This is a genomic window from Mesorhizobium subarcticum, assembly GCF_055456085.1.
The window spans coordinates 1,282,955-1,308,393 of record NZ_CM144237.1 but is presented as its reverse complement, the minus strand read 5'-3'; the positions used below and the strand labels follow the sequence as shown (position 1 = coordinate 1,308,393).

The 25,439-nt window shown below is 63.3% G+C and carries 21 protein-coding genes and 2 pseudogenes; 11 read left to right on the top strand and 12 right to left on the bottom strand.

All coding sequences use genetic code 11. The features are described 5' to 3' along the window. Positions 1–154 precede the first annotated feature (154 nt). From ACZYHG_RS06130 to ACZYHG_RS06110, 5 genes are all read left to right on the top strand, one after another. Positions 155–922, top strand: a complete 768-nt coding sequence (locus tag ACZYHG_RS06130; RefSeq protein ID WP_464612993.1) for an SDR family NAD(P)-dependent oxidoreductase — start codon at positions 155–157, stop codon at positions 920–922. Beyond that, entirely contained in the window at positions 919–1,872 is a 954-nt protein-coding gene (locus tag ACZYHG_RS06125; RefSeq protein WP_464612992.1) for a 2-dehydro-3-deoxygalactonokinase, read from the top strand. The genes ACZYHG_RS06130 and ACZYHG_RS06125 overlap by 4 nt, the downstream gene beginning before the upstream one ends. After that, positions 1,869–2,507 (top strand): 2-dehydro-3-deoxy-6-phosphogalactonate aldolase, encoded by a 639-nt coding sequence (locus tag ACZYHG_RS06120; RefSeq protein ID WP_464612991.1) that lies wholly within the window; start codon positions 1,869–1,871, stop codon positions 2,505–2,507. The genes ACZYHG_RS06125 and ACZYHG_RS06120 overlap by 4 nt, the downstream gene beginning before the upstream one ends. Beyond that, a complete protein-coding gene (locus ACZYHG_RS06115; RefSeq protein WP_464612990.1) occupies positions 2,507–3,382 on the top strand; it encodes an SMP-30/gluconolactonase/LRE family protein in 876 nt (291 codons plus the stop codon). Before ACZYHG_RS06120 ends, ACZYHG_RS06115 begins: the two co-directional genes overlap by 1 nt. A gap of 153 nt (positions 3,383–3,535) precedes the next feature. After that, complete coding sequence (locus tag ACZYHG_RS06110; RefSeq protein ID WP_464612989.1) at positions 3,536–4,606, top strand: D-alanine--D-alanine ligase family protein; 1,071 nt, start codon at positions 3,536–3,538, stop codon at positions 4,604–4,606. Between the two features lie 76 nt (positions 4,607–4,682). Here the strand turns inward: ACZYHG_RS06110 and ACZYHG_RS06105 are convergent, their stop codons facing one another. The 9 genes from ACZYHG_RS06105 to dnaK all read right to left on the bottom strand — a co-directional run bounded on the left by ACZYHG_RS06105 (position 4,683) and on the right by dnaK (position 11,869). Then, positions 4,683–5,099, bottom strand: a complete 417-nt coding sequence (locus tag ACZYHG_RS06105; RefSeq protein ID WP_464612988.1) for a GFA family protein — start codon at positions 5,097–5,099, stop codon at positions 4,683–4,685. A 17-nt stretch (positions 5,100–5,116) separates the two neighbouring features. Then, positions 5,117–5,584 carry an SRPBCC family protein gene (locus ACZYHG_RS06100; protein ID WP_464612987.1) on the bottom strand — a complete coding sequence of 156 codons (468 nt, stop codon included), beginning with the start codon at positions 5,582–5,584 and terminating at the stop codon, positions 5,117–5,119. Continuing rightward, a complete protein-coding gene (locus tag ACZYHG_RS06095) occupies positions 5,581–5,901 on the bottom strand; it encodes an ArsR/SmtB family transcription factor (protein ID WP_027062292.1) in 321 nt (106 codons plus the stop codon). Before ACZYHG_RS06095 ends, ACZYHG_RS06100 begins: the two co-directional genes overlap by 4 nt. A 236-nt stretch (positions 5,902–6,137) precedes the next feature. Continuing rightward, a complete protein-coding gene (locus ACZYHG_RS06090; protein WP_464612986.1) occupies positions 6,138–6,425 on the bottom strand; it encodes a DUF1330 domain-containing protein in 288 nt (95 codons plus the stop codon). A gap of 81 nt (positions 6,426–6,506) precedes the next feature. After that, a complete protein-coding gene (gene pyrF / locus ACZYHG_RS06085; protein ID WP_464614633.1) occupies positions 6,507–7,190 on the bottom strand; it encodes an orotidine-5'-phosphate decarboxylase in 684 nt (227 codons plus the stop codon). Positions 7,191–7,201: 11 nt separating this feature from the next. Then, positions 7,202–7,798, bottom strand: coding sequence for an NADPH-dependent FMN reductase (locus ACZYHG_RS06080; protein ID WP_464612985.1), 597 nt, complete (start codon positions 7,796–7,798; stop codon positions 7,202–7,204). 45 nt (positions 7,799–7,843) lie between these two features. Beyond that, a complete protein-coding gene (gene pmtA / locus ACZYHG_RS06075) occupies positions 7,844–8,449 on the bottom strand; it encodes a phospholipid N-methyltransferase PmtA (RefSeq protein ID WP_027032232.1) in 606 nt (201 codons plus the stop codon). 149 nt (positions 8,450–8,598) lie between these two features. Beyond that, the gene (dnaJ, locus tag ACZYHG_RS06070; protein WP_172221511.1) at positions 8,599–9,729 is read right to left on the bottom strand and encodes a molecular chaperone DnaJ; all 1,131 of its coding nucleotides are present in this window, start codon (positions 9,727–9,729) and stop codon (positions 8,599–8,601) included. A gap of 223 nt (positions 9,730–9,952) precedes the next feature. Continuing rightward, positions 9,953–11,869, bottom strand: a complete 1,917-nt coding sequence (dnaK, locus tag ACZYHG_RS06065) for a molecular chaperone DnaK (RefSeq protein ID WP_464612984.1) — start codon at positions 11,867–11,869, stop codon at positions 9,953–9,955. 488 nt (positions 11,870–12,357) lie between these two features. Here dnaK and ACZYHG_RS06060 point away from each other — a divergent pair, with 488 nt between their 5' ends. The 5 genes and pseudogenes from ACZYHG_RS06060 to ACZYHG_RS06040 all read left to right on the top strand — a co-directional run bounded on the left by ACZYHG_RS06060 (position 12,358) and on the right by ACZYHG_RS06040 (position 20,407). Next, complete coding sequence (locus tag ACZYHG_RS06060; RefSeq protein ID WP_464612983.1) at positions 12,358–14,319, top strand: YncE family protein; 1,962 nt, start codon at positions 12,358–12,360, stop codon at positions 14,317–14,319. A 9-nt stretch (positions 14,320–14,328) separates the two neighbouring features. Beyond that, positions 14,329–17,406: pseudogene (locus tag ACZYHG_RS06055) on the top strand (DUF7929 domain-containing protein); the annotation flags it as partial. A 114-nt stretch (positions 17,407–17,520) separates the two neighbouring features. Next, positions 17,521–18,297 (top strand): annotated as a pseudogene (locus ACZYHG_RS06050) (hypothetical protein); the annotation flags it as partial. Between the two features lie 210 nt (positions 18,298–18,507). Continuing rightward, positions 18,508–19,185, top strand: a complete 678-nt coding sequence (gene rpe / locus ACZYHG_RS06045; protein WP_464612982.1) for a ribulose-phosphate 3-epimerase — start codon at positions 18,508–18,510, stop codon at positions 19,183–19,185. 475 nt (positions 19,186–19,660) lie between these two features. Beyond that, on the top strand, positions 19,661–20,407 hold the full coding sequence (locus ACZYHG_RS06040; protein ID WP_464614632.1) for a GntR family transcriptional regulator: 747 nt from the start codon (positions 19,661–19,663) through the stop codon (positions 20,405–20,407). A 47-nt stretch (positions 20,408–20,454) separates the two neighbouring features. On the opposite strand, the gene ACZYHG_RS06035 is transcribed toward ACZYHG_RS06040, so the two are convergent. Further along, positions 20,455–20,592, bottom strand: a complete 138-nt coding sequence (locus ACZYHG_RS06035; protein WP_464612981.1) for a hypothetical protein — start codon at positions 20,590–20,592, stop codon at positions 20,455–20,457. Between ACZYHG_RS06035 and ACZYHG_RS06030 the strand changes: the two genes are divergently transcribed. Then, positions 20,591–22,105, top strand: coding sequence for a malonate--CoA ligase (locus tag ACZYHG_RS06030; protein ID WP_464612980.1), 1,515 nt, complete (start codon positions 20,591–20,593; stop codon positions 22,103–22,105). The two genes, ACZYHG_RS06035 and ACZYHG_RS06030, sit on opposite strands and share 2 nt — an antisense overlap. Positions 22,106–22,174: 69 nt before the next feature. Here the strand turns inward: ACZYHG_RS06030 and ACZYHG_RS06025 are convergent, their stop codons facing one another. Further along, on the bottom strand, positions 22,175–24,247 hold the full coding sequence (locus tag ACZYHG_RS06025; protein WP_464612979.1) for an ABC transporter ATP-binding protein/permease: 2,073 nt from the start codon (positions 24,245–24,247) through the stop codon (positions 22,175–22,177). 73 nt (positions 24,248–24,320) lie between these two features. Further along, entirely contained in the window at positions 24,321–25,436 is a 1,116-nt protein-coding gene (locus tag ACZYHG_RS06020) for an NAD(P)/FAD-dependent oxidoreductase (protein ID WP_464612978.1), read from the bottom strand. Positions 25,437–25,439 lie beyond the last annotated feature (3 nt).

Genomic DNA, 25,439 nt, shown 5'->3' with positions numbered 1-25,439 from the left:
CGGCGATCTCGACTTCTGTCCACCATCGCGACTTTGCGCCCGGTGCGGCGCATTGTCGTTTTGTCTGACATATGCCGGCAAATCCGACGTTTCGCCCTTGCCCGTGCGACTTCTCTGGCTAGGATGCGCGCCGGTTAAGTGCGGAGAGAACAATATGATGCCATCGGCGGATTTTGCCGACCTCAAGGGGGCCTCGGTGCTGATCACCGGCGGCGGTTCCGGGATCGGCGCGGCGCTGACCGAGGGTTTTGTCCGCCAGGGCGCCAATGTCGCCTTCATCGACATCGCCGATGGCCCGAGCACGCTGCTCGCCGACCGCATCGAGAGAGACTTCAAGCGGCGGCCGCTCTACCTCAAGACCGACCTGCGCGACATCGATGCCTTGCGCGCCTCGGCGGCCAAGGCGGCAGAAGTGCATGGCGATGTCACCGTGCTCATCAACAATGCCGCCTGGGACGAACGCCACGCCGTCGAGGATGTCACCGTGGAGTTCTGGGACAACAACCAGGCGATCAACCTGCGACCACATTTCTTCACCGCGCAGGCGGTGGCGCCGGGCATGAAGCGGGCCGGCGGCGGCTCGATCATCAACTTCACCTCGACCTCCTACCTCATCAACCATCCCGACATGCCGGCCTACACTGCCGCCAAGGCGGGCATCCTCGGCCTGACCAAGGGTCTCGCCGGCAAGCTTGGGCCCGACCGCATCCGCGTCAACGCCGTCGCGCCCGGCTGGGTGATCACCGAGCGGCAGCAGGAACGCTGGGTCACCGAAGGGGCGCTTGAGGCCCATGTCGCCAAGCAGTGCATCAAGGAGGTCATGCGGCCGGACGACATGGTCGGCACGGTGCTGTTCCTGGCCTCGGACGCCTCGCGCATGCTGACGGCGCAGATGCTGATCGTCGATGGAGGTTTCCTGTGAACCCGGCCAGCAACGCTCCGGCGGTAGCGGCTCTCGATTGGGGCACGACCCGGCTGCGGGCATGGCTGATCGACGGCAACGGCAAGGTGGTTGCGGAACGTCGCGGCGATGACGGCCTGATCACCGCGCGCGAAAAAGGGTTTTCGAACGTGCTGGAAGGCCATTTGGCCGCCATGGGCGCGCCGGAGGCGCTGCCCGTCATCATCTGCGGCATGGCCGGCTCTCGTCAGGGCTGGATCGAGGCGCCCTATGTGACCGTGCCGGCGCCGCTCAGTGCTATTCTCGGTGGTGCCGCCCGGGTGGCTGATCAGAAACGCGACATCCGCATTGTGCCGGGCCTCGCCCAGCGCCTGACCGATGCGCCCGATGTCATGCGCGGCGAGGAAACTCAGCTTGCCGGCGCTGGTTTGCCGGCAAAGGGGAGACATCTCGCCTGCATGCCCGGCACGCATTCGAAATGGGTGCTGGTCGAGGATGGCGCGGTTGCCGGCTTCGGCACATGGCCGACCGGCGAACTTTTTTCGGTGCTTTCAGCGCATTCGATCCTCAAGCATTCGCTGGGCGAACATCCGGCCCCGGTCGCGGCCGACAGTCCATTCTTCCGGCAATGGTGCGAACGGGCGCTTGGCGAGGGCGGCGATGTCACGTCGAAGCTGTTTGCCATTCGCGCCGCCGGGCTTCTGCAGGACCTGAAATCGGAGGATGCGGCGGCCTGCCTGTCCGGGCTTTTGATCGGCGGCGAGATCGCCTCGGCGAAGCGCCGCTATGGTGCCGGCGACGCGCCGGTGGTGCTGATCGCTTCCGGCGCGCTCGCTTCTCTCTATTCCGCCGCACTCGACCTCGCAGGGCTTGTCTTCCGCACCGTCGATGCCGATGAAGCGGTGCGGGTCGGGCTCATCGAGGCCGCGCGCGAAAACGGCATGATCGCCAGAACCGGAGCCTTGGCATGACTGAGACCGCAGCCTTTCCAAAACTCAAGCGCGGGCTGGTCGCCATCCTGCGCGGGCTGAAACCGGCTGAAGCGATTGCCATGGGGCAGGCGCTGTTCGATGCCGGCATCGAGGCGATCGAAGTGCCGCTCAACTCGCCCCAGCCATTCTCGTCGATCGCCAGGATTGTCCAGGTGCTGCCGAAGTCGGCCCTGGTCGGCGCCGGCACCGTGCTGACGGCGGCCGATGTGGACGGTCTCCACCAGGCTGGCGGGCGGCTCCTGGTCAGCCCCAACATCGATGGCGAAGTGATGGCGCGCGCCAGGCATTACGGCATGGTCACCATGCCCGGCGTGTTCACGCCGACAGAGGCGTTCCAGGCGATCCGGCTCGGCGCCTCGGCGCTGAAATTCTTTCCGGCCAGCGCGCTCGGTGCATCAGGCATTTCCGCAATCCGGGCGGTGCTGCCGGCGCAGACGCTGGTCGGCGCGGTCGGCGGCGTTTCGGAAAAGGACTTTGCCGGCTACAAGGCGGTGGGCGTCACGGTTTTCGGTCTTGGCTCCAGCTTGTTCAAGCCCGGCATGAGCGTCGATGATGTGGCCGCGCGGGCGCACGTCGCTGTCGCTGCCTGGGATGCAGTGTTCGGAGACGCATGATGAGCGAGGTTTCGGTTTTTTCCGATCATATCTGCCAGCTTGGCGAAGGGCCTAGCTACGACCCCGCCACCGATGCACTGTTCTGGTTCGACATCGTCAACGGCAAGCTTCTGGAAAAAGCCATGGACGGCGGTCCGTTGAAGATCCACGAGCTTGGCCAGATGGCGAGCGCCATCGCCATCATCGACGATCATCGCCAGCTGATCGCCACCGAGACCGGGCTTTTTGTCCGCGACGTCGCGACCGGCAAGATGACGCTGCACACACCGATCGAGGCCGACAATCCCATTACCCGCTCGAATGATTCCCGCGTCCATCCCTGCGGTGCCTTCTGGGTCGGCACGATGGCCAAGGACGAGAGCAAGGGTGCGGGCTCGATCTACTGGTTCTTCAAGGGCGAGCTGCGCACGCTCTACACTGGCATCACCGTGTCGAACTCGATCTGCTTTTCGCAGGACGGCACCATCGCCTATTACACCGACACCGAGACCGGCCTTTTGATGCGTACCGCCTGCGATCCGGCGACGGGCCTGCCGGTTGGCGAGTCGAAAGTCTTTGTCGACCATCGCGCCTCGAAGGGCTACGTCGACGGCTCCGTCGTCGACCGTGACGGCGTGCTGTGGAACGCTGTCTGGGGCGGCAAGGCTGTGAAGGCCTATTCGCCCGATGGCACATTGCTGCGCGAAATTTCCATGCCGGTGACGCAGGCGTCCTGCCCGGCCTTTGTCGGCGCCAAGGCAGACCGGCTGGCGGTGACCTCGGCCTGGAAGGGCAAGGACGAGAAACAGCGCCAGCTCGATCCGCAGGCGGGCATGACCTTCCTGCTCGATATTCCCGTCAACGGCCGGTTCGAACCGCGCGTGCTGATCGCCTGAACAGAGATCGCCTGAGCATACTGGGGCTATCGTCGCGGCCCGTATCCCGAGCGCCGCTGTCACCCAAGCGCCCGGCATGGGTCGGTTTCGCGAAAGCCGTTTGCGTCGGCCGTGCGATGTTAAGCGATACCACCGCCGGGAAGCGTTCACCTCATGTCGAGCCGCAAGCCAAAGCTGATCCTTGTCTACGAGCCGGAAAAGGCTTGCTTCGATCGCCTGATCGCCGGCGGCTATCCTCAGCAGCGCGCCACCGAAATCTCGTCCTATCTGGCGCAGTCGACCGATCTTGCTCTTGAGTTTGATGCGCTTGCCGCCGCCTGTGAAGCGCGAGGCCTGTCCTTTGCGCCGGTGGCGCTCGACGATGTAGCCGAGGCACTGGAAGGCGAGGATCCGGAGAAGACGCTGGTCTGGACGCTGTCCGACGGCATTGCCTATTTCCGCGGCGGCGCCGCGCCCGCACTGGCCCGGCTGAAGGGATTGAGGACGATCGGCGCCGATGATTCACTGTTCGCGCTCTGCCAGGACAAGTTCCGCTCTGGCGCCGTGCTCGGCGCGCTCGGCCTGCCAGTGCCGCAGGCTGGCCTTGCCCGGGATGGCAGATGGCTGGTCGAGCCGCCGGCTTCCGCCGGCGGCTGGTTCGTCAAGCCCAACCGGCTCGGCGCCAAGATCGGCATCTGGCCGGATTCGCGCGTGGCTGATCTCGTCCATGCGCTGGAGCTTAGCCGGCGCGTCTTCGCCACCTATCGCGACGATGTCGTCGTCCAGCCCTATGTCGCCGGCCGCAACGTGCGCGCCAGCTTCCTTGGGCTGACGCCGCAAGTGGGTGTCGAGGCGCTCGGCGTGGCCTTTGTCGATTCAGGTGCCGATTTCCAGACCATGGCCGACAGTATGGCGCTCTACGGCGAAACCGGTGAAGCGGCGAAGGCGGCAGGACAGTATGTCGAACCGGAGCTCGTCGCCGTTGCCGATATGCAGCCGAAGGCCGACGTCAGGATCAGGGCGATCGCCAGCAAGCTGATCAACGGACTTGGCTTGCGCGACGTGTTCTCCGTCGACCTGCGGGTCGAGGCCGACGACACGGTCCACCTGATCGAATTCGAGGTCTGCCCCGGCCTACCCTGCTTCGATTTCCGCGCCTATTGCCGGTCGCAATGGGATCTGAGCCTTGCCGACGCTATGGCTGAAACGGCGGCCAATCGGCTGATTTCGACCTCACTGTCGTGACCGCGTTCAGATTTGCCTCTCGGCTCGCTCATGCGCTGGCGCGGCAGAGGCCGCCGCTTAATCGCTCCCGGTGAATTTATCCCCGAGGCATTCGCTCGAATGCCTGCAGCGAAGGATCGATCGTATCCCAGCCATGGCCTGATATCGTGTAGGTGACCACTTGCGGCTCGAAAACGCCGGGGTCGTCCAGGCTGGTGGCGTGGACCGCGATCAGTTCCGGCATGGCGACGAATGTCAGATAGACCGGCGTTCCACAGGTCGGGCAGAAAGCGTGGATCTTTTCGTTGCCGCTGGCGCCGGCCACCCGCCACGTGCTCGCCTCGCCGCTGATTGCCATATCGGCGCGGCGGCCAAAGGTCAGGTAGGAACTGTGGCCGGTGCCTGCGCGCTTCTGGCAATCCAGGCACTGGCAGTGGTTCTGGAAGATCGGCTCGCCGCTCGTCTCATAGCGAATGGCGCCGCACGCGCAGCCGCCGATATAGCGTTTGGTCATTGTCATTCCCTTTGCAATCACGCTGATTTCGGCTTGGCAAACACGTCGATGCCGCTGCCGGTTTCCAGCAAGGATTTCAGGCTGGACAGCACGACCGGCCATCCCTGGCTGATGCCTTTTGCCATGCCGGAGCCGGCTTCGAGTTCGTCATGGGTGACGGTCAGCCGGACCATGGCGTGGTATTCCTCGATGCCGAAGGTCACCCGGCTGTAGCTTGCGGGATCGGCGGCCCGCGAAGGGCTCGCCCAGGTCATGACGAGACGGGTTGGCGGCAAGACCTCGACGACCTTGCCGACAATCTGGACGGTGCGCTCATCATTGGCGCGGATATGTTCCCATTTCGATCCAGGCTTCCAGTCGGAGACGTTCTCATGGCCCCAATAGCGCCTGGCTATATCGGGTCTGGTGATGGCCTCGAAAACTTTCTCCGGCGTCGAGCGGATGTAGGTCACGTAGACAAAGCTGGTCGTCTCGGTGGTGGTCATTGATCGTCTCCTTCGAGTTCCTGTTTTAGGTCGTGCAGCAGGCTCAACCGCTGCCGTTCAAACTTTCGCACCCAGCGCTCGTAGACTTCGTGCAGCGGCACCGGGTTGATGAAGTGCAGCTTTTCGCGGCCACGCTTGACCGTACTCACCAGATTGGCCGCCTCCAGCAGGTCGATGTGCTGGGTGGCCGACTGCCTGGCCATGTCGAGGTGTTCGCAAAGCTCGCCAAGCGTCTGCCCGTTCTTCTCGCAGAGAAGGTCGAGCAGCCGTCTGCGTGTCGGGTCGCCCAGCGCTTTGAAAACCTTGTCGGCGTCCATAAGCCTCACTCTGTTGTGAGGCTATAATATGCAGGTAAATACCTGCATGTCAACTCACGGCTGTTCATGCCTCGGAATTGCCCGGGCGAACGCCACCCTGGCGAGTCAGTCTCGGCTTGATGGGCGCGTACCGGCGATAGGCCGGCTGAACGGTCATCGAGCCGCAGGACTAAGCCTGAAGCGAACAGAGCCTTTGAATGTGATCTTCCAGCGTTGTCTGGATTAGGCCGAAGGAATCAGGCGCCCTCGACCAGCACGATCTCGCCGTCGGCGACCTTCTGGCGGATGGCGACCGCGCGCTGATATTCCGGCGAGTGGTAGCAGTCATGCGCGACCGCAAGCGATTCGAACTCGATGATCACGTTGCGGGCGCGGCCCTGCCCTTCGGCCAGCTCATGCGCCCCGCCGCGCGCCAGGAATTTCGCGCCGAACCGCTCGAAGGCAGGTTTGGCGGCGGCCACATACTCCTTGTAGCCCTCGGCATCGCGCACATCGACACGAGCGACCCAGTATCCCTTTGGCATTGTTCTTCTCCGAACTTGGAAACTCTGTGTTTTGACGCAATTCCGGACGGAAAACCGTTTCACACTTTTCCTGGACTTGCTCTAAGCAGAGCGCATTTCGTCGACGATCGCTTGCGCCGCGGCGCGGCGGTCGCTTGCCGCGACGATCGGGCGGCCGACGACGAGATGGCTGGAGCCGTTGCGGATTGCTTGCCCCGGTGTCACCACGCGCTTCTGGTCGCCATGGTCGCTGCCCGCCGGCCGGATGCCCGGCGTCACCACCGCCATGTCGGGGCCGACGATGCGGCGCACCGCTTCGGCCTCTTCGGCCGAGCAGACGATGCCGCCCATGCCGGCATGCAGCGCCTGTTCCGAGCGCCTGAGCACCAGCGTGTGCGGGTCGTATTCATAACCGACGTCGATCATGTCCTGCTCGTCCATCGAGGTCAGGACGCTGACGGCGAGCAGGCAAAGGTCGCTGCCCCTGGCCGCCTCCACGGCAGCCCGCATCGCCTTGGGATAGGCGTGGATGGTCAGCATGGTCATGCCCATCTTGATGATGTTCTCGACGCCCTTGGCCACCGTGTGGTCGATGTCGAGCAGCTTCATGTCGAGGAAGACTTTTGTCCCGCCGCTGGCCAGTTCCCTGGCAAAGTCGAGCCCGCCGGCAAAGGCCAGCTGATAGCCGATCTTGTAGAAGGAGACGACGCCATCGAGTTGCCGCACCGCTTGCTCGGCCTCTTTCACCGTTGGCACGTCGAGGCCGACGATCAACCGGTCTTGCATGGTCTTGGCAATCACGCTTCGATCCGCGTCGACAGCATGCGCGAGGTTTCGATCAGCGTGCGGCATAGATGCTCCATCGATTTGTACAGTCTTTCGTCGCGGAAATTGCCGCCTTCGTCAAAGGCGTCGCCGCCGTCGGGCACGCAGCATTCCGGCGTCACCACTTCCATCTGGCAACGCACCAGCACGGCGCGCAGATGGTTGATGCAGCGGATGCCGGCGAAGTGGCCGTTGGAGGACGAGCACAGGCCGGCGACCTTGCCGGCCAGCGGCCTGACCGGCCGGCCGCCATCCCTGCGCACCCGGCTCACCCAGTCGATCGTGTTCTTGAGCAGCGGAGGGATCGAGCCGTTATATTCCGGCGTGGCAATCAGCAGCCCGTCATGGGCGATGACCAGGCGGCCGAGTTTGACGGCGTTTTCGGGAACGCCTTTTTCCTTTTCGAGGTCCTCGTCGAGAATCGGCAGGACATAGTCGGCGAGCGAAATGCGGGTCACCTCGGCGCCCTGCACCGCAAGCTCCTTCTGCGCCACGTCAGCGATCCTGCCGCTATAGGCGCCGCTGCGCACCGAGCCGGCGAAGACGAGGATTTTCGGGATCACTGCCATTGGCCACTCTTGTTCCCGGACAGGTACAGCCAGGGGCGGCTCAAATCAATGCGCTTCGCGGCGATAGATCCACAGCTGCGTTGGCGGGATATTGCGGAAGATGAAGTCGAAATGCTTGACCGTGTAGTTGCCGCGGCCGGCCGGTATCGGCGACATCGGGCCGTAGGTCAGCTGCACGATCGGCCGTCCGGCCGGGATGCGGTCGAGCAGGCTCTCGATGTAAGCGATGCGCTGGGCGACGGGGAAATTGAGCAGCGGCACGCCGGACACGACGGAATCGAAGATCATCCCGCTCCTCTCGCCGAGCGTGGCGTTGAGGTTGAAGGCATCGCCCTCGATGACGTTGACGCCCGGATAGAGTCCGCGCAAATGGCGCACGAAATCCGTATTGTATTCGAGGGCGTAGAGGTTCTCAGGCCGCACACCGAGCGCCAGGATGGCGCGGGTGATGACGCCGGTGCCGGGACCGACTTCGAGCACTGGCAGGCCTGACTTCGGATTGACGATCGAAGCCATCTTGCGGGCCGTGATCGAGCTGGTCGGAACGATCGAGCCGACCGTCTTCGGCTTGTCGATCCAGCCCTTGAAGAACTTGAGCTCGTCGTCGAACTTTTCGGCAAGCGCCTTCCGCAGTCCGGGACCACGTGTCATGCAAGCTCTCCTCAGCGCTCCCCCAGGGTTACTTAACACCTGAGCAGCGCAAGGCAAGGCACGACCCTGCCGATGTCGTGGATAAGATAGATTTGGTCGCGTCCCGGGACGCGGCGCGTTTCATCTGATGATGCGCCATTCCTGCCCTATCAGCGCTCGCCAAAGGATTCGAAGAAATCCTTCATGCGGGCGAAAAAGCCGCTCGATTGGGGCGAATTGTCCTGCGAAGAGAGCTGTTCGAACTCTTCCAGCAATTCGCGTTGGCGTCGGGTAAGGTTCTGCGGCGTCTCGACCGCGGTCTGGATATAGAGGTCGCCGACATTGGGCTGGCGCAGCACCGGCATGCCCTTGCCCTTGAGGCGGAACTGGCGACCGTTCTGCGTGCCTTCCGTCACCTTCACCTTGGTCTGCGTACCATCCAGCGTCGTCACCTCGAAGGAGCCGCCAAGGGCTGCCGTCGTCATCGAGATCGGCACCTTGCAGTAGAGGTCGGCACCATCGCGCTGGAAGAATTCGTGCGGTTTCACCGCCAGGAAAATATAGAGGTCGCCCGAAGGTCCGCCGCGCAGGCCGGCCTCGCCCTCATTGGCAAGGCGGATGCGGGTGCCGTCCTCGATACCGGCCGGAATGTTGACCGACAGTGAGCGTTCCTCGGTGACGCGGCCCTGGCCAGCGCATTTCGGGCACGGGTCCTTGATGGTCTGGCCGCGGCCCTGGCATTGGGGGCAGGTGCGTTCGATCGAGAAGAAGCCTTGCGTGGCGCGCACCTTGCCGTGGCCGTTGCACATCGAGCAGGTGACGGGCTGGGTGCCTGGCTTGGCGCCGCTGCCTGAGCATTCCGAACAGGAAATCGAAGCCGGTACGCGGATCTGCGCGGTTTTCCCGGCAAATGCTTCTTCCAGCGAGATTTCCATATTGTAGCGCAGATCGGCACCGCGCTCGCGGCCGCCCGACGAGCGGCGCTGACGCCCGCCCATCATGTCGCCGAAAATGTCCTCGAAGATGTCGGCGAAGCCGCCGGCGCCAAAGCCCTGCGCGCCGCCATTCATGCCGCCCTGTTCGAAGGCGGCGTGACCGAAGCGGTCATAGGCCGCGCGCTTCTGCGGGTCCTTAAGCGTTTCGTAGGCTTCGTTGATTTCCTTGAACTTGTGCTCGCAGGAATGATCGCCGGGATTGCGGTCGGGATGGAACTGCATGGCGAGCTTGCGGAAAGCGCTCTTGAGCTCCTTCTCGTCGGCGCCTTTCTGGACGCCTAGCGTTTCGTAGAAATCAGCTTTCATTTTTTCCCGCAGTCCGGATGCTCAACGTCTTGATGCTTGTGGCGTCGTTTGCCGGCACGTTTTCTCGATTTTAGGGGCGGTGCTGCCCGGATGCTAGGGCCGGCGCTGTCCTGTCGGTGTTTTTCGGTGATTTTTCTACAAAGGCCCGCACTTTTTCAGCAAGGGGTTGCAAAAAAGCCCGGCTTTGCGCCGGGCTTTCTGCATTATTTTGCCGACAAGTGGCTCAGGCCGACTTCTTCTTGTCGTCGTCCTCGTTGATTTCCTCGAAATCGGCGTCGACAACGTCGCTATCCTTGGCGGCATCCGCCTTGGCGTCGGCTTCCGCGGCTTCCTTCTGCGAGGCCTCGTACATGGCCTGGCCGAGCTTCATCGAAGCTTCGGCGAGGATCTGCGACTTCGCCTCGATGTCGGCGGCGTCGTCGCCTTCGGCAGCCGTCTTCAGAGCGGCGATGGCATCGACGATTGCCTTGCGGTCGGCTTCCGAGACCTTGTCGCCATATTCCTTCAGCGACTTCTCCGAAGAATGCAGCATCGCCTCGGCCTGGTTGCGGGCCTCGACCAGCCCACGCCGCTTCTTGTCGGTCTCGGCATTGGCTTCGGCGTCCTTCACCATCTTTTCGATGTCGGCGTCCGAAAGACCACCCGATGCCTGGATGCGGATCTGGTGCTCCTTGCCGGTGCCTTTGTCCTTGGCCGAAACGTTGACGATGCCGTTGGCGTCGATGTCGAAAGTGACCTCGATCTGCGGCACGCCGCGCGGGGCCGGCGGAATGCCGACCAAGTCGAACTGGCCGAGCGCCTTGTTGTCGGCGGCCATTTCACGCTCGCCCTGGAAGACGCGGATGGTCACGGCCGACTGACTATCCTCAGCCGTCGAGAACACCTGGCTCTTCTTGGTCGGGATCGTCGTGTTGCGTTCGATCAGGCGGGTGAACACGCCACCCAGCGTCTCGATGCCGAGCGACAGCGGCGTCACGTCGAGCAGCAGCACGTCCTTGACGTCGCCCTGCAGCACGCCGGCCTGAATGGCGGCGCCGAGTGCGACGACCTCATCCGGGTTGACGCCCTTGTGCGGTTCCTTGCCGAAGAACTGCTTCACGATCTCCTGGATCTTGGGCATGCGGGTCATGCCGCCGACCAGGACGACTTCGTCGATTTCGGCAGCCTTCAGGCCGGCATCCTTGAGCGCCGCCTTGCAGGGCTCGATCGTGCGCTGGACGAGGTCGTCGACCAGCTGCTCGAACTTGGCACGCGTCAGCTTCAGCGTCAGGTGCTTCGGGCCGGTCGCGTCAGCGGTGATGAAGGGCAGGTTGATTTCGGTCTGCGTCGTCGACGACAGCTCGATCTTGGCCTTTTCCGCCGCTTCCTTGAGGCGTTGCAGGGCAAGCTTGTCGTTCTTCAGGTCGATGCCCTGTTCCTTCTTGAACTCGGCCGCCAGGTACTCGACCAGGCGCATGTCGAAATCCTCGCCGCCGAGGAAGGTGTCACCATTGGTCGACTTCACCTCGAACACGCCGTCGCCGATCTCGAGCACCGAAATGTCGAACGTGCCGCCGCCAAGGTCATAGACGGCAATGGTCTTGCCATCCTTCTTGTCGAGGCCGTAGGCAAGCGCTGCCGCGGTCGGCTCGTTGATGATGCGCAGGACCTCAAGGCCTGCGATCTTGCCGGCGTCCTTGGTCGCCTGGCGCTGGGCGTCGTTGAAATAGGCCGGAACGGTGATGACCGCCTTCTCGACCTTCTCGCCGAGATAGGCTTCCGCCGTTTCCTTCATCTTCTGCAGGATCATGGCCGAGATCTGGCTGGGCGACTGCTTCTTGCCGCCGGCCTCGACCCAGGCATCGCCATTGTCGCCCTTGACGATCTTGTAAGGGACAAGCTTCTTGTCCTTCTCCGTCACCGGATCGTCATAGCGGCGGCCGATCAGGCGCTTGACCGCGAAGATGGTGTTTTCAGGATTAGTGACCGCCTGGCGCTTGGCCGGCTGGCCGACGAGACGTTCGCCGTCGCCCGAGATGGCGACGATGGAAGGCGTCGTGCGCGCGCCTTCCGCATTTTCGATCACCTTCGGTTCCTTGCCATCCATGATGGCGATGCAGGAGTTTGTGGTGCCGAGATCGATACCGATTACTTTTGCCATTTTCCAAGTCTCTCCTCTAAGCAGGCTTTCAGGACCCATGAAGGCGTTCCGACGAAAGCCCCTGTTCACAAGAAATCCCGTTCGACGACCGTTGTTCCGGTGCCGCACGGCTTGGCGCGTATATAAGAACAGGCAGCATCGGGCGCAAGCATTCTGCGCAAGGCTTCCATGAACCTTTCCACCTCCGTGCGCGACCAACGCTCAGGTGCCGCATGGTGCGCACCGGAAAGGAAGCCCCCATGACCAGTAACCCAGAGGCTCCGCGGTCTCCGGGAACAACAGGAGCTCAGCGCGACCATCGCCTTCGGGACAAGGTCGATGCGCTGGGCTTTCCGTTGATTCCGTTGACCCTGCGGAAGAGCAGGCGTATCGTGCCTGTGAGGAAAGCAGACAATTCGATCAGGGAAGAACGAGCCGGACCACCGCGCCTTGCCCTGATTTGCGCGGCGGCCCCGGACGTTTCTCCCCTTGACTACGGGGGTAGTGTCATGTCTCGCATCCGCGGCTCGTTCGTATCGTCTCTCTATGGCCATTTGCGCCATGCTGCCCATGCAGGCGGCGAATTGCTGGCGCTGGCACTCACCGCCAGCCTGTGGTTTGGCGGGGCCGCCCAGGCACAGGACACCCAGATCATCTATCCCGGTTCGATGGCGGTCACCGGCTTTCCCGGTACCGTAATCCCCAATTTCGATGAGGGTCTGCCGCCCGGCGTCGATCCGGTCGACGAAACCTTCATCGACACCACGCGCGCCACCTTGCGCGTTTTCGACGTTTCGCACCTGGGTGGGCCGGCATCGGGCCAGCTTGTCTTCACGCCGCCGCCTTTCGAGGTGACATCAGGCCAGATCGGCGAAGTGTTCGGCCTCAGCTATGATGACGGCGTGCGCGATGGTGTGCCGTCGGGCATTCCCAACCTTTATGCCGCCGCCACTTCGCTGCACGGCATCGAGATCGTCACGCCGGACGCCGACAAGGATGGCAGGCCGGAGCGGCAGCGTCGCGGAACGGCCGGCGCCACCTTCATGGACGGTCAGTTCGGCACCGAAAATGGCGGCGGACCGGGCACCATCTGGAAAATCGACGGCATTACCGGCCAGGTCGCCAAATTCGCCGACATCGACACCAACAGCGGCCCCGGCATCGGCAATATCACCTTCGACCCCAACCACCGCCAGTTCTTCGCCTCGGACCTCGATACCGGCCTGATCCATCGCATCGACGCCAACGGCAAGCTGATCGACACCTTCGACCATGGCGTAGCCGGGCGACCGGCGCATGGCCTGGCTCCCGTCGCCGACGATGGCGCGGTGATGGACATACAGGGTGCGGCCTTCGACTCGGAAGACCCTGAGACCTGGGGCTACACGCAGGACGAACGCCGTGTCTGGGCCGTCTCCTATCATGGCGGCCGGCTCTATTATTCGGTCGGCGAAAAGTCGGAAATCTGGTCGGTGGGCATTGCCCGTGACGGCACCTTCGCCGGCGACCCGCGCTGGGAACTGACGGTCAAGGCCGACAAGGATTACGCGGTCACCGACATCGCCTTCGACAACAGCGGCTTCATGTATCTGGCCCAACGCGGCCCGGTGGAAAACCGCTACGATTACAGCCGTTTCGCCGATTCCGGCAAAGGCGAGGTCATCCGCTACTGGCTTGAGAACCCGGACGATCCGGCGACGGAATCGGTCTGGGTGGAAGCGCCGCAGGAATATGCGGTCGGCTTCCCGCAGGGCAACCGGCAGTCGGCCGGCGGCCTCGACCTGCAATATGGCTATGACGCCGACGGCAATCTCGACACCTCGGTCTGCACCCAGACGCTGGTCAACACCGGCGACAAACTGCGTGACAATCCAGCCCTTGCCGAGCAGCTAGCCGCTGGCGGGCCGCTCGCGGTGCATGGCGTCCAGATCACACCCAAGGACCTGGTCAAGCCGGCCAATGTGCCGCCCTTCGGTTCATGGTTCGTCGACTTCGACGGCTATTTCGAAGATCCGGAAGTGGAAGGCCATGTCGGCGACGTCGCTGTCTGGCACCCTTGCGAGGGCCGCGCCGGCTATTATGAAGAAATCCCGGGCGGCTATCTGCCTCCCTTCTACCCGCCGGACTTCCCACCGCCCGGCAATCTGCCTCCCTGTCTCGATGTCGACGACGTCCAGTACTACTGCACGCCGTCCGGCCTCGAGGCTGATCTCTATCTCCATGACCATGCCGGCTTCGGCGGCGATTCGATCAAGGCCCAGTCCAGGACGCCAGGCGTCGGGGTGACTTCACCCATGTCGCATGCGCCAGGCAAGCCCTACACGATCAACATCACCGGCCACTATCCGGGCGACAGAGTGGATGTTGGACTTTGCTTCTATAGGAAGTCCGACAAGGACAAGGGTGGCTACTACCCTTGCTGCAAGATGACCTTGCCGCTCCGCACCCCAGCCGTCAGCTGCGAACGTTGAGGAGGGAGGATGAAAAATCTCGCACTCTCCCCGCTCGCGGAAAACAACTCAAGCGTCATGGAGACGATCATGAAACCCCTGTCATACGCCAGGCGCGGCGCGCGCTGGCTGATGGCGGCCGGTATCGCGGTCGCCACCCTAACCCCGGTGCAAAGCTTCGCCTTTGATGTCTACACCGCTGTTACCCAGCCCAAGCTCGATTTCGACAACCCACGCGTCGTCAATCCGGAGCCGGGCCGGCTCGTCCCCTTCTTCACCAAGAAAGGCGGACAACGAAGCTGCGACTATGTCGAATATTTCCTGAGCTTCGGCGTGCGCGGCGATCCGCAGAATTTTGCCAACCCGAGCCTGGCGGCCTTGCTGAAGAAAGCCCAGCTCGACTTCAAGGACGTGCTTCCGCACGGCCTGCAGATCGTCAGCGTGCATGTGGCCGGCGACGGCACGGATTCGTCCGGCGGGCCTTTGCCCGGCGCTTCGATCAGCACGTCGACAAATCCCAACGATACGGCGACGGTTTCCGATTTCCGGCTTTCCGCCGACGATCTCGACGGCGTCGGCGCTCCCAATGAACGCGTCATCACCTTCCAGATCACGGCCAAGATCGACCACGCGGCGTTTCCCGCGCCGACGATGGTCGACAACCAGGGCCTGATCAAGGTGACGAACGGAACCGGCACGGGCTCCATCATCCCGTCGCAGGATCCGGGCAAGCCAGACGACGGCAACATCGCGACCGGCGAAAAAACATCGATCAAGATCGACGTCACCAACTGCGACAAGCAGCCCCCACCCCCGACCGACCATGAATGCTTCAAGGTCGAACGCGGCACGGTCGACTGCGTGCCCGGCGGCGGTGCCTTCATCTACCACATGCCGGTCGGCCCGGAGATGGGCGGCAAGTGGGTGCAGCTTTCAACCACCACATCAGGCATCACCATCATCCCCGACACGCAACAGGTGCCGGCGGGCGGCGGTGTGCTCAACTGGAAGATCGTCGGCGCGTCACCCGGCGAGACGATCCATATCATCGTCACCGGCATCAACACCTATGCTGGCCCGAAGGAAGGCTGGGGCCTGTGCTGCACGCAGACCATCGACATCGTCATCCCGCCGGATCTGAAATGTCCGCCACGGAACAAGGAACCTGACCTCAAGGTGGAAAAGCATGCCGATGTCCCGCGCTGCACGATGGCCGGCGGCTGCGACTTCACCATCAGGGTCACCAATGTCGGCACCGCGCCCTACAACGGCAAGATCGTGCTCGACGAGGTGACGCTGCCGGCCGGCTCGACGCTGAGTTCAGGGCCCAACCCGCCTTGGGTCTGCGTACCCGGCACCACCCCGATGGTTTGCACCTATCCGGTGACCACGCTCAATCCGGGTGCTTTTGTCGACCTCAAGCTCGGCTTCAAGCCGGCCGCGGGCTGGCAAGGCAGCGTGCTGCGCAACTGTGCCGCCTATAATTATGCGGCCAGCGGCAAGCCATTGTTCGGCAGCCAGTCGAACGATCGTGGCTGCGCCTCGATCCCGATCTGCCGCCGTGGCGATCGTGACCGCGACTGCCAGCCGCCGGTCGAGAAGAAAGTCGACCTGATCCTGAAAAAGCGTGCCCGCTCGGAAGTCTGCACGGCCGACGGCGTCTGTTTCTTCGTCATCGACATCATAAACAACGGCACCGCTACCTATAATGGGCCGCTGACGGTGATCGACGCCTATCCCGGCGGTGCACCGACCTCCTCGACCTTCGGGCCGAGCCCGCCCTGGACATGCGGACCGAACGGCCCCGGCCAGTTCCGCTGCGACGACCCCGGCATCGCGTTGCCTCCGGGGGCCTCGACATCGATCGTCGTCAAGGCGGTCATGCCGTCAGGCTATCGTTCGGATACAGTCGAGAACTGCGCCGAGGTGAAGGCCATTCCAGGTGAGGTCGACCTCACCAACAACAAGGCCTGCGCCAAGGAAGGCTTCCGTCATCCCAATGGCGGCCAGCCGGGCCTGCGCATCACCAAGGTGTGCAACGGTTCGCTCGCCGGTGCCGCGACTGTCTCGTGCCGCATCACCGTCATCAGCACCGGCACGACCGCACCCACCGGCCCGGTCCGGATCACTGAATCGGCGACGCTTATCAGTGGTGGAACCAACGTGACGATCCAGACCGTCACGCCAGACGGTCCGGATTGGTCGTGCGCTCCGGTGCCGGCCAATGCGGTATCGTGTGGAATTCCAGGCTCCGTCATGACGCCTGGAACCAGCCGTTACTTCGACGTCACGCTCTCGTCGGAAAAGCCGTTCGAGAACTGCGCGCGCGGCTCCTATGGACCGGCGCCGGGAGACGATGTCGTCCACCCGATCGCTCCGGCCTGCGTGAAAGGCGGCGGTGGCTCGACCATCCGTGTCGAAAAGACCGGCGACCGCGAATGCAAGCTCGGCCAGCCCTGCTCGTTCGACATCACCATCACGAATGATGGGACGAGCCCCTTCTCCGGTCCGGTTCGCATCGGTGATGCGATCGGCGTGGACGGTCTGGGTCGCCTGGATGGCGTTGCGATCACCTCGATCGATCCGCCCTTTGGCTGCTCGCCGGAACCGACGACACTGCCTGCCTCCTGCATTGCCAACCTGACGCTCGGCGCCGGCGAAAGCCAGTCGCATTATGTCACCGTGGTCATTCCCGACGACGGACGTCTGGCCAATCTGCAGGGCAACCTCAACGGCCAGAACTGCGTTGGTGTCTTGTCTCCCGACACACGGGTGCAAGGCGGCGGCGACGTGCTCGCCGGCGACCAGACCAACGTCCAGGGCGATCGCGGCAAGGCCTATGCGTGCCACCCCTTCATCATCACCCATGAGGTGAAGAACGAGTGCTCGCAAGGCTTCGTCATGAACGACGCCGGCCGCTGCGTCTGCCCGGAAGGCACCACCTTCCGCAATGGCCAGTGCACTGGCGGCGGCACCCACCTTCTGCCGCTTCCCGTGCCGCCGCCCAAGCGCTGCGTGCTGCTCGAAGGCCAGATCCGGACCGAGGACGGACGTTGCGTCTGCCCGCGCGGCACGGAGCTGGAGAACGGCGCCTGTGTCAAGATCGACCAGCCGAACTGCACCATACCTGGTTCGGTCCCGACCTCGGACGGCAACAGCTGCTATTGCCCTGACGGCACGCATCTCGACAGGCAAGCGAATGCGTGTGTGAGGGACAGGCCGAAGCCTGAGCAGTGCACCATTCGTGGCCAGATCCACAACGCCGACGGCGACTGCATCTGCCCGCAAGGGACCGAGGTGCGCAACGGCGCCTGCCGCCCGGTGCGGCCGAAGCCCCAGCAGTGCACGATCCGCGGTCAGATCCAGAACTCGGATGGAGATTGTGTCTGCCCGAGCGGAACGGAAGTCAGGGGCAATGCCTGCCGACCGATCCGGCCCAAGCCTGACCAGTGCACGATCCGTGGCCAGATCCACAATGCCAATGGCGATTGCGTCTGCCCGGATGGCACGGAAGTCAGGGGCAATGTCTGCCGTCCGGTCCGGCCAAAGCCCGACCAGTGCACCATCCGTGGTCAGGTCCACGACGGGGACGGCAATTGCGTTTGCCCGAGGGGTACCGAGGTGCAAGGCAATGCCTGCCGGCGCAAGCAGCCGACGCAGGAGCAGTGCGACATACGCGGCCAGGTCCACAACCAGAGCGGCGACTGTGTCTGTCCGCGTGGGACCGAGGTAGTCAACGGCGCATGCCGCAAGCCCAGGCAACAGACCGAATGCGCACCGGGCTCGCAGATGATCAATGGCCAGTGCCAGCCGATCATCAGGCGGCACTGCCCGGAAGGCACGATCGGGCGCTTTCCAAACTGCCGGCCGATCCGCAACGGGCCGTCGCTGGAGATCAACCCGGGACAGCTGCTGCAGATACTGCCACGGCGCAGGCAGCAGACCGACCAGGGACAGGATCCCGTTCCAAACAGGATCCTGAAACTCCAGCAGCAGTAATTATCTGCCCGAACCCAGACCAAAGCCCGCCGGAGCAATCCGGCGGGTTTTTTCTTCATGGCCGGACAGGCTGGAATTGGCTACACGCGATCGAGAACGCCACCCAAGCCTGGGGAGCCGTCATGTCTTCACCCTCGACAAGTTCCCCGCCGCGCATTAGGCAGTCGATCCGGAGTGACCGCATGAAAAGGCGCTCGGAAAGGCCGCACGATGAGCAAGAAGACCTTGATCGCACCTTCGGTGCTGGCTTCGGACTTTTCGAAGCTAGGCGACGAGGTCGAGGCGGTGGCGGCGGCTGGCGCCGACTGGATCCATCTCGATGTCATGGACGGGCATTTCGTGCCCAACATCACCTTCGGGCCGCCGGTGATCAAGGCGATCCGCAACCGCACCACGGCCTTTTTCGACTGCCATCTGATGATCGCGCCGGCCGATCCCTATCTCGCCGCTTTCGCCGAGGCTGGCTGTGACGGCATGACGGTGCATGCCGAGGCCGGGCCGCATCTCGACCGTTCGCTGCAGACGATCAAAAACCTTGGCAAGAGAGCCGGTGTTGCGCTCAATCCGGCGACGCCGGAAACGATGATCGAATATGTGCTCGACCGGCTCGACCTGATCCTGATCATGACCGTCAACCCGGGTTTCGGCGGCCAGGCTTTCATCCCGGGGATCGTCGACAAGGTGAGAAGGGTCAAGGCACTGATCGGCAGCCGGCCGATCCGCATCGAGATCGACGGCGGCGTCTCACCGGAGACAGCTCCCCTGGTCACGGCTGCGGGTGCCGATGTTCTGGTGGCCGGTGCTGCCATCTTCAAGGGCGGTAGTGTCGAAGCTTACCGCGCCAACATCGAGGCGATCAGGACGGCGGCCGACAGGGCCGCCGGCTAAAGCGCGTCGCGCTTTCGGTCTTTGTTTTTTTATGCATGTCATTTTCCCAAAACCGAGGTCACTTTTGGGCGACATGCCTGAGCTCAACGCCATCATCCCGCGTCCAATTCCGCAGGCCGGCTGAAGGTCTTCGTGCGGATGCGATTGGCCAAGGCGCCGAAGCATCGGCCCGGAGAAGAGGCCTGATTCGGGGGGTGTCGTCCGTTGACCTTTGCGCGCGATAGAAAAGATGATCGCGCGGGCACACACGGAGAGATGATCCTGCGTGCATACAAAACACGTTAAGTTTCTACTGGTTGTAGAAGCGCGCCAATTTGCCCGATCGGACAGCGGATCGACGCACATTCCTTTGTGCTTAAGTACGACAAAGTCATCTTCTGCTTGAGCTACAGGGTGCAAGCACTGTATGGTACATGTACGGAAGGATTCTCTTAGGACTCGGATTGCCCAGAAAAATGGGGACAAGGAGTCAACTTTGACATACGGAGCTGCCAACCTGAACGACGACGGCACGGGATCCAAGAGCACGCTGGCCAGCACGGTCTATCATCAACTGCGGGATGATCTTCTCGGCGGTGCTCTTGAAACCGAAAGCAAGCTGCGGGTCGAGTGGGTTGTTTCCAAATATGGCGCTGGTGCCTCTCCGGTTCGTGAAGCCCTCAATCGTCTTGCCTCCGAGGGGCTTCTCGGTCGTCACGACCAGCGCGGCTTCTTCATCATGCCGGTCACCGCGACGGAGCTCGAGGAGCTGACGCGCACCCGCTGCTGGATCGAGGAGCGGGCGCTTCGCGAATCCATCGCCCACCGCACTGCCGAATGGGAAGAACAGCTGGTGCTGGCGCTGCATCGCCTGGGCCGCGCCTCGCGTCTTTCGCCGCAAGTTCTCTCGTCGTCACTCAATCCGGATTGGGAGAAATTGCACCGCACTTTCCATCGGGTGCTGATTTCGGCCTGCCGGTCGCACTGGCTGGTGGGTTTCTGCGATCAGCTTTCCGACCATGCATACCGCTACCGGCAAATGGCCAATAACGGCGAAAGCATCGGGCGCGACGATTTCGGCGAACACCGGCTGATCGCCGAATGCGCGCTGGATGGCAATGCCGACGGTGCCGTCCAGGCATTGATCGATCACTACCAGCTGACCGCGGCCATGTGCATGGAGCGCTTCAAGCAGAGCGAGGCCGCAAAGGTCGCTCCTTCGGCCGAACGGATCCGGGGCTAGCGTTCATTGCGGTTGTCGGGCCCTGCCGACAATCGCGCCCCACCCTTTCAGCAGATCTGACGTGCTGGATCGCCGTTTGCGGTCTTGACGGCACGGCCGGGAAACGCGAACTCTTCGCCGCCGACACATGCCGCCCGAAGAGCGTTGCCGGCGTCGCTGTTGCCGTAACTGCGGGAAGACTTCATGAGCAATCATCTGTTCGATGCGTTCCGGTCCCGGATGCCGGTACCCGGACGTCTGTTGATGGAAACCGACGATGGGCGCTCGCTCAGCTATGGCAACATGCTGGCACGATCGGCACAGCTCGCGCATGCGCTGCTGCAATTGGATGTCGAACCGGGCGACCGCGTCGCCGTGCAGGTCGAGAAGAGCCCGGAGGCGCTGCTGCTCTATCTCGCCTGTGTGCGCGCCGGTGCCGTCTTCCTGCCGCTCAACACTGCCTACACGCTGACCGAGCTCGGCTATTTCTTCGAGGATGCAACACCTCGGATCATCGTCTGCGATCCGGCAAGGTCGGTGGATATCGGCCGGATGGTCGAGCCATCCGGTGCCGTCGTGGTCACGCTCGACCGCAATGGCTGGGGATCCCTTACGGACCAGGCATCGCGACAGTCTTCCGAATTCCATGATGTCGAGCGGGGCGCGGACGATCTTGCCGCGATCCTCTACACATCGGGAACAACCGGCCGCTCGAAAGGCGCCATGCTCAGCCACGAGAACCTGGCCTCGAACGCACGGGTGCTGGTCGATCAATGGCGCTTCACACCAAGTGACGTGCTGATCCACGCGCTGCCGATCTTCCACACGCACGGGCTGTTCGTCGCCACCAACGTCATCCTGATGGCCGGCGCCTCGATGCTGTTCGAGCAGAAATTCGATCCGGCCCGCATCGTCTCATTGCTGCCGCGCGCCACGGCACTGATGGGGGTCCCGGCCTTCTACACCAGGCTGCTGCAGCAGGAGAGCCTGGACCGCGAGGCCACGAAAAACATCCGCCTGTTCGTGTCAGGCTCGGCGCCGCTGCTGGCCGAGACGCACAAGGCCTGGCGCGAGCGCACCGGCCACGCCATCCTCGAACGCTACGGCATGACCGAGACCAACATGAACACCTCCAACCCCTATGATGGCGAGCGCCGCGCCGGCACGGTCGGCTTTCCCTTGCCTGGTGTGTCGCTGCGCATCGCCGATCCGGACAATGGCAAGCCGCTGGTCCAGGGCGAGGTCGGCATGATCGAGGTGAAAGGCCCGAACGTGTTTTCCGGCTACTGGCGCATGCCGGAAAAGACCAAGGCGGAATTCCGCGCCGACGGCTTCTTCATATCAGGCGATCTCGGCATGATCGACGCCGACGGCTATGTCCATATCGTCGGCCGCGGCAAGGACCTGATCATCTCAGGCGGCTACAACATCTATCCAAAGGAACTCGAAAGCGAGATCGACGCGCTTGCCGGAGTCTTGGAAAGCGCCGTCATCGGCGTCGCCCATCCGGATTTCGGCGAAGGCGTCACCGCGGTCGTCGTGCGGGCGCCGGGGGCACAAATCACCGGAGCTGAGATCCTCGGTGCCATCGCCGAACGGGTGGCCAAGTACAAGCACCCGAAACGGGTGATCTTCGTCGACGAATTGCCGCGCAACACGATGGGCAAGGTGCAGAAGAATCTCTTGCGCGATGCCTACAAGGATCTCTACGCGTCCTAGAGCAATTCCAGGAAAATTATGAAACGGTTTTCCGTCCGGAATTGCGTCAAAACAACCGGCGATGCGACCTTACTTCAGCTTGCGCGGCTTTTCGATCTTCGTACCGGAGCCCCACAAGGCGCGCTGAAGCAGGCTGCGTTTACGGTTGCGTGGCGCAAGGTCGATATCTCCGACCAGTTTCGCGCCGCCCTTGCGCCGCTCGAGCGTGATCTTGCGGGTGTGATAGACTTCCAGTTCGGCGCGGTGCGCCACGCTGACGATGGTGACCTCGGGCAGTTCGCGGATCACCGTTTCCATCATCTGATCCTGGCTCTTCTCGTCCAGCGCCGAGGTCGCCTCGTCCAGCACCACGATATCGGGACTGTGCAAGAGAAGACGGGCGAAGGCGACCCGTTGCTTTTCGCCGCCCGACAGGGTCTGGTCCCACGGCGCTTCCTCCTTGATCCGGCCGGCGAGGTAGCCGAGACCGACCTTGTCGAGGGCGGCCTTGATCTGTTCGAGCTTCCAATGGTTGGCCGCCGCTGGATAGGCGACCACCCGGCGCAGCGTGCCCGAGGGGATATAGGGACGCTGCGGCAGCATGAACAATCGCTTGCCGGGATGGAAATTGACGCTGCCACTTCCCCATGGCCACAGGCCGGCGATCGCTCGCACCAGCGTCGACTTGCCCGAGCCGGATTCGCCGGACACCAGCAAGCGCTCACCCGGTTCGACCACGACCTCGGTCTCCTTGACCACGGACGTGCCGTCATCGAGCGTCACGGAGAGATCGTCGAGGGAGAGCATCGTATCGCCCTTGGTCTCGCCTTGCTGGATGCGTCCGAGCTCGTTGCTCTGTTCGGCACGTTCCAACCCGTCGAGCGACATCATCAGCGAGGCGATGCGCCGAGCCGACGCGTTCCAGTCGGCGAGGCGCGGATAATTGTCGACCAGCCAGCCGAACGCGCCCTGCACGATGGCAAAGGCGGACGCCGCCTGCATGACCTGGCCGAGCGTCATCGAGCCTTCGAGGAACTTTGGCGCGCACAGCAGCACCGGCACGACCGGCGCAAATAGGCTGGACCCTTGAGAGACCACCGCCGTGCGCATGTGCTGGCCGGTCAGCAACGCCCATTGCTTGAGCGCGCCGGCAAAGGTCTTGTCGATGCCGCTGCGTTCCTCCTCCTCGCCGCCGAGCAAGGCGATGCTCTCGCCGTTTTCGCGCACGCGCGTCAGCACGTAGCGGAATTCGGCTTCCGCCTGGTTCTTCTTCTCGGAGAGCTGAACAAAATCGCGGCCGATGAGGAACATCGAGGTGGAGGTGATCGCGGCATAAATCACGGCGGTGATGACGAGGAAGCCAGGCACGGTGAAGGTCGAGCCTCCCAATGTAAAGCTCAAGGCCCCGCCGATCGTCCACAGCACCACGATGAAAGTCGAGGCAGACAGAAAGGCTGATACGACGCCGGCGACAAAATCGACGGGCGACTCCGTGGCGACGCGCAGATCTTCCGAAAGGCGGGCCTCGGGGTTCTGGTGGTCGCCCTTCACGAGGTTCAGCTGGTAGTAGCGGCCATTGGCGAGCCAGCGCGCTATGACCGAGGTCGTCAGCCACGACCGCCAGCGGCGCTGCATCGTCATGCGCAGATAGACCTGCGTGACGACAAGGCTCATGCTGCCAAGCACGAGCGGCACGAACACGGCGCTTAGAAAGTAGACGGTGTGGGCGTCACGCTTCTCGATGGCGTCGAAGATGGCGCGGTTCCAGACATTGATCCCGTATTGGAAGCCGACATTGACGCCGATCAGGATCAGCAGCCCGATCGTCAGTGGCCAGCCGAGCTTGTCGCCGTGCCGGCCCCAATAGCCGCGCCCGCTGATCCAGAACCGTCGCAACAGATATTTCTTGCGCGCCTGTTCGGCCTGTTCGGCCGTCAGTTGTGGATCGGATTCAACGGCTTCCGGCGGCGGCGGTTCGGCTACGACCCCGGACGCGGCCGCTTCGAGGGGCGATGCTTTCTTACCGCGTGGCTTCTTTTCGCGCAGAACCTTGTCGCGCGCCGTCTCGTCGGGCGGCGTTGATCGCCGCGGCTTTCGCTGACGCGGGCTCGGAGCACCGCGCGGTTTGGCGGCCGGTTTGGATCTGGGTTTCGCGTCGGACATGCGCCCCGACAACGGCCTCGAAATCGAAAGGTTTCATGACTTCAGCCGGTGAGGACAAAATTCTCAGCGGCGCCTATAACCGAGTATACAGCAGCTCGACGACATGATCGGCGATCGCCAGGCTTGCCGTCAGGCCGGGGCTCTCAATGCCGAACAGATTGACGATCCGTCCGGCGCCATGATCGGCGGGGCCCTGGATAATGAAGTCGGCCGCAGGCTGGCCGGGACCGGACAGTTTCGGCCTGATGCCGGCATAGGCAGGCTGCAAGGCGCCGTCGGCGAGATCGGGCCAATAGCGCCGGATCGCTTCATAGAAGACGGCGCTTCGGCCGGGATCGACGGTGTAATCCACATGGTCGACCCATTCGACATCAGGACCGAAGCGTGCGCTGCCGCCGAGGTCGAGCGTCAGATGGACGCCCAGGCCGCCTTCGACCGGAACCGGATAGATCAGCCGCGAAGAGGGCGAGCGGCCCGAAATCGCGAAATAATTTCCGCGCGCCAGCCACTGCCGAGGGATGAGCCCCCTTGGGAAACCCTCGATCCGGCCGGCCACGGCCTGCGCCTCGAGGCCCGCGGCATTGATGAACGCACCGGCCTCCAGGGCGAAGGCCTCGCCATTGGCATCGCGCGTGTCGATCCGGATCCCATCGGCGTCGATCGTCGCCCCGGTGATCGAGGTGAGGAAAGCGAAAGACGCGCCGGCGGCCTCGGCGTCGCCGCGCAGCGACAGCATCAAGGCATGGCTGTCGACAATGCCGGTCGATGGCGACAGCAGGGCGCCGGCGCATGTCAGCGCCGGTTCGAGGCTTTCGGCCTCGCCCTGCGTCAAGAACTGGAGATCGTCGACACCGCAGCACCGTGCATTGGCCTCGATCGCCCGCAACCCGTCGGTCTGGCCCGGCTCGCTGGCGACGATCAGCTTGCCGGTGCGGGAATGAGCGACATTGTGCTCGGCGCAGTAGGTGTAGCACCGCCGGCGCCCTTCGACGCAGAGCCGGGCCTTCAGGCTCCCCGGCGCATAATACAGCCCCGCATGGATGACTTCGGAATTGCGCGAACTGGTGACGGTGCCGATCGCGTCGGCCTGCTCGACCACCACCACCTCGCGGCCCGACAAGGCAAGCGCACGGGCAATGGCCAAACCGACCACGCCCGCTCCGGCGACGACACAATCAATTGTCTGCATGGC

Excerpts from the sequence above, each read along its gene's own strand:
- ACZYHG_RS06130 (WP_464612993.1), top strand. The coding sequence starts at position 155 with ATGATGCCATCGGCGGATTTTGCCGACCTCAAGGGGGCCTCGGTGCTG.
- ACZYHG_RS06115 (WP_464612990.1), top strand. The coding sequence starts at position 2,507 with ATGAGCGAGGTTTCGGTTTTTTCCGATCATATCTGCCAGCTTGGCGAA.
- ACZYHG_RS06035 (WP_464612981.1), bottom strand. The coding sequence starts at position 20,592 with ATGAAGTCTTCCCGCAGTTACGGCAACAGCGACGCCGGCAACGCTCTT.
- ACZYHG_RS06080 (WP_464612985.1), bottom strand. The coding sequence starts at position 7,798 with ATGGCAGTGATCCCGAAAATCCTCGTCTTCGCCGGCTCGGTGCGCAGC.
- ACZYHG_RS06025 (WP_464612979.1), bottom strand. The coding sequence starts at position 24,247 with ATGTCCGACGCGAAACCCAGATCCAAACCGGCCGCCAAACCGCGCGGT.
- ACZYHG_RS06090 (WP_464612986.1), bottom strand. The coding sequence starts at position 6,425 with ATGCCAAAGGGATACTGGGTCGCTCGTGTCGATGTGCGCGATGCCGAG.
- ACZYHG_RS06060 (WP_464612983.1), top strand. The coding sequence starts at position 12,358 with ATGTCTCGCATCCGCGGCTCGTTCGTATCGTCTCTCTATGGCCATTTG.
- ACZYHG_RS06100 (WP_464612987.1), bottom strand. The coding sequence starts at position 5,584 with ATGACCACCACCGAGACGACCAGCTTTGTCTACGTGACCTACATCCGC.
- dnaJ (WP_172221511.1), bottom strand. The coding sequence starts at position 9,729 with ATGAAAGCTGATTTCTACGAAACGCTAGGCGTCCAGAAAGGCGCCGAC.
- ACZYHG_RS06030 (WP_464612980.1), top strand. The coding sequence starts at position 20,591 with ATGAGCAATCATCTGTTCGATGCGTTCCGGTCCCGGATGCCGGTACCC.
- pmtA (WP_027032232.1), bottom strand. The coding sequence starts at position 8,449 with ATGACACGTGGTCCCGGACTGCGGAAGGCGCTTGCCGAAAAGTTCGAC.
- ACZYHG_RS06110 (WP_464612989.1), top strand. The coding sequence starts at position 3,536 with ATGTCGAGCCGCAAGCCAAAGCTGATCCTTGTCTACGAGCCGGAAAAG.
- ACZYHG_RS06105 (WP_464612988.1), bottom strand. The coding sequence starts at position 5,099 with ATGACCAAACGCTATATCGGCGGCTGCGCGTGCGGCGCCATTCGCTAT.
- pyrF (WP_464614633.1), bottom strand. The coding sequence starts at position 7,190 with ATGCAAGACCGGTTGATCGTCGGCCTCGACGTGCCAACGGTGAAAGAG.
- rpe (WP_464612982.1), top strand. The coding sequence starts at position 18,508 with ATGAGCAAGAAGACCTTGATCGCACCTTCGGTGCTGGCTTCGGACTTT.
- dnaK (WP_464612984.1), bottom strand. The coding sequence starts at position 11,869 with ATGGCAAAAGTAATCGGTATCGATCTCGGCACCACAAACTCCTGCATC.
- ACZYHG_RS06120 (WP_464612991.1), top strand. The coding sequence starts at position 1,869 with ATGACTGAGACCGCAGCCTTTCCAAAACTCAAGCGCGGGCTGGTCGCC.
- ACZYHG_RS06095 (WP_027062292.1), bottom strand. The coding sequence starts at position 5,901 with ATGGACGCCGACAAGGTTTTCAAAGCGCTGGGCGACCCGACACGCAGA.
- ACZYHG_RS06020 (WP_464612978.1), bottom strand. The coding sequence starts at position 25,436 with ATGCAGACAATTGATTGTGTCGTCGCCGGAGCGGGCGTGGTCGGTTTG.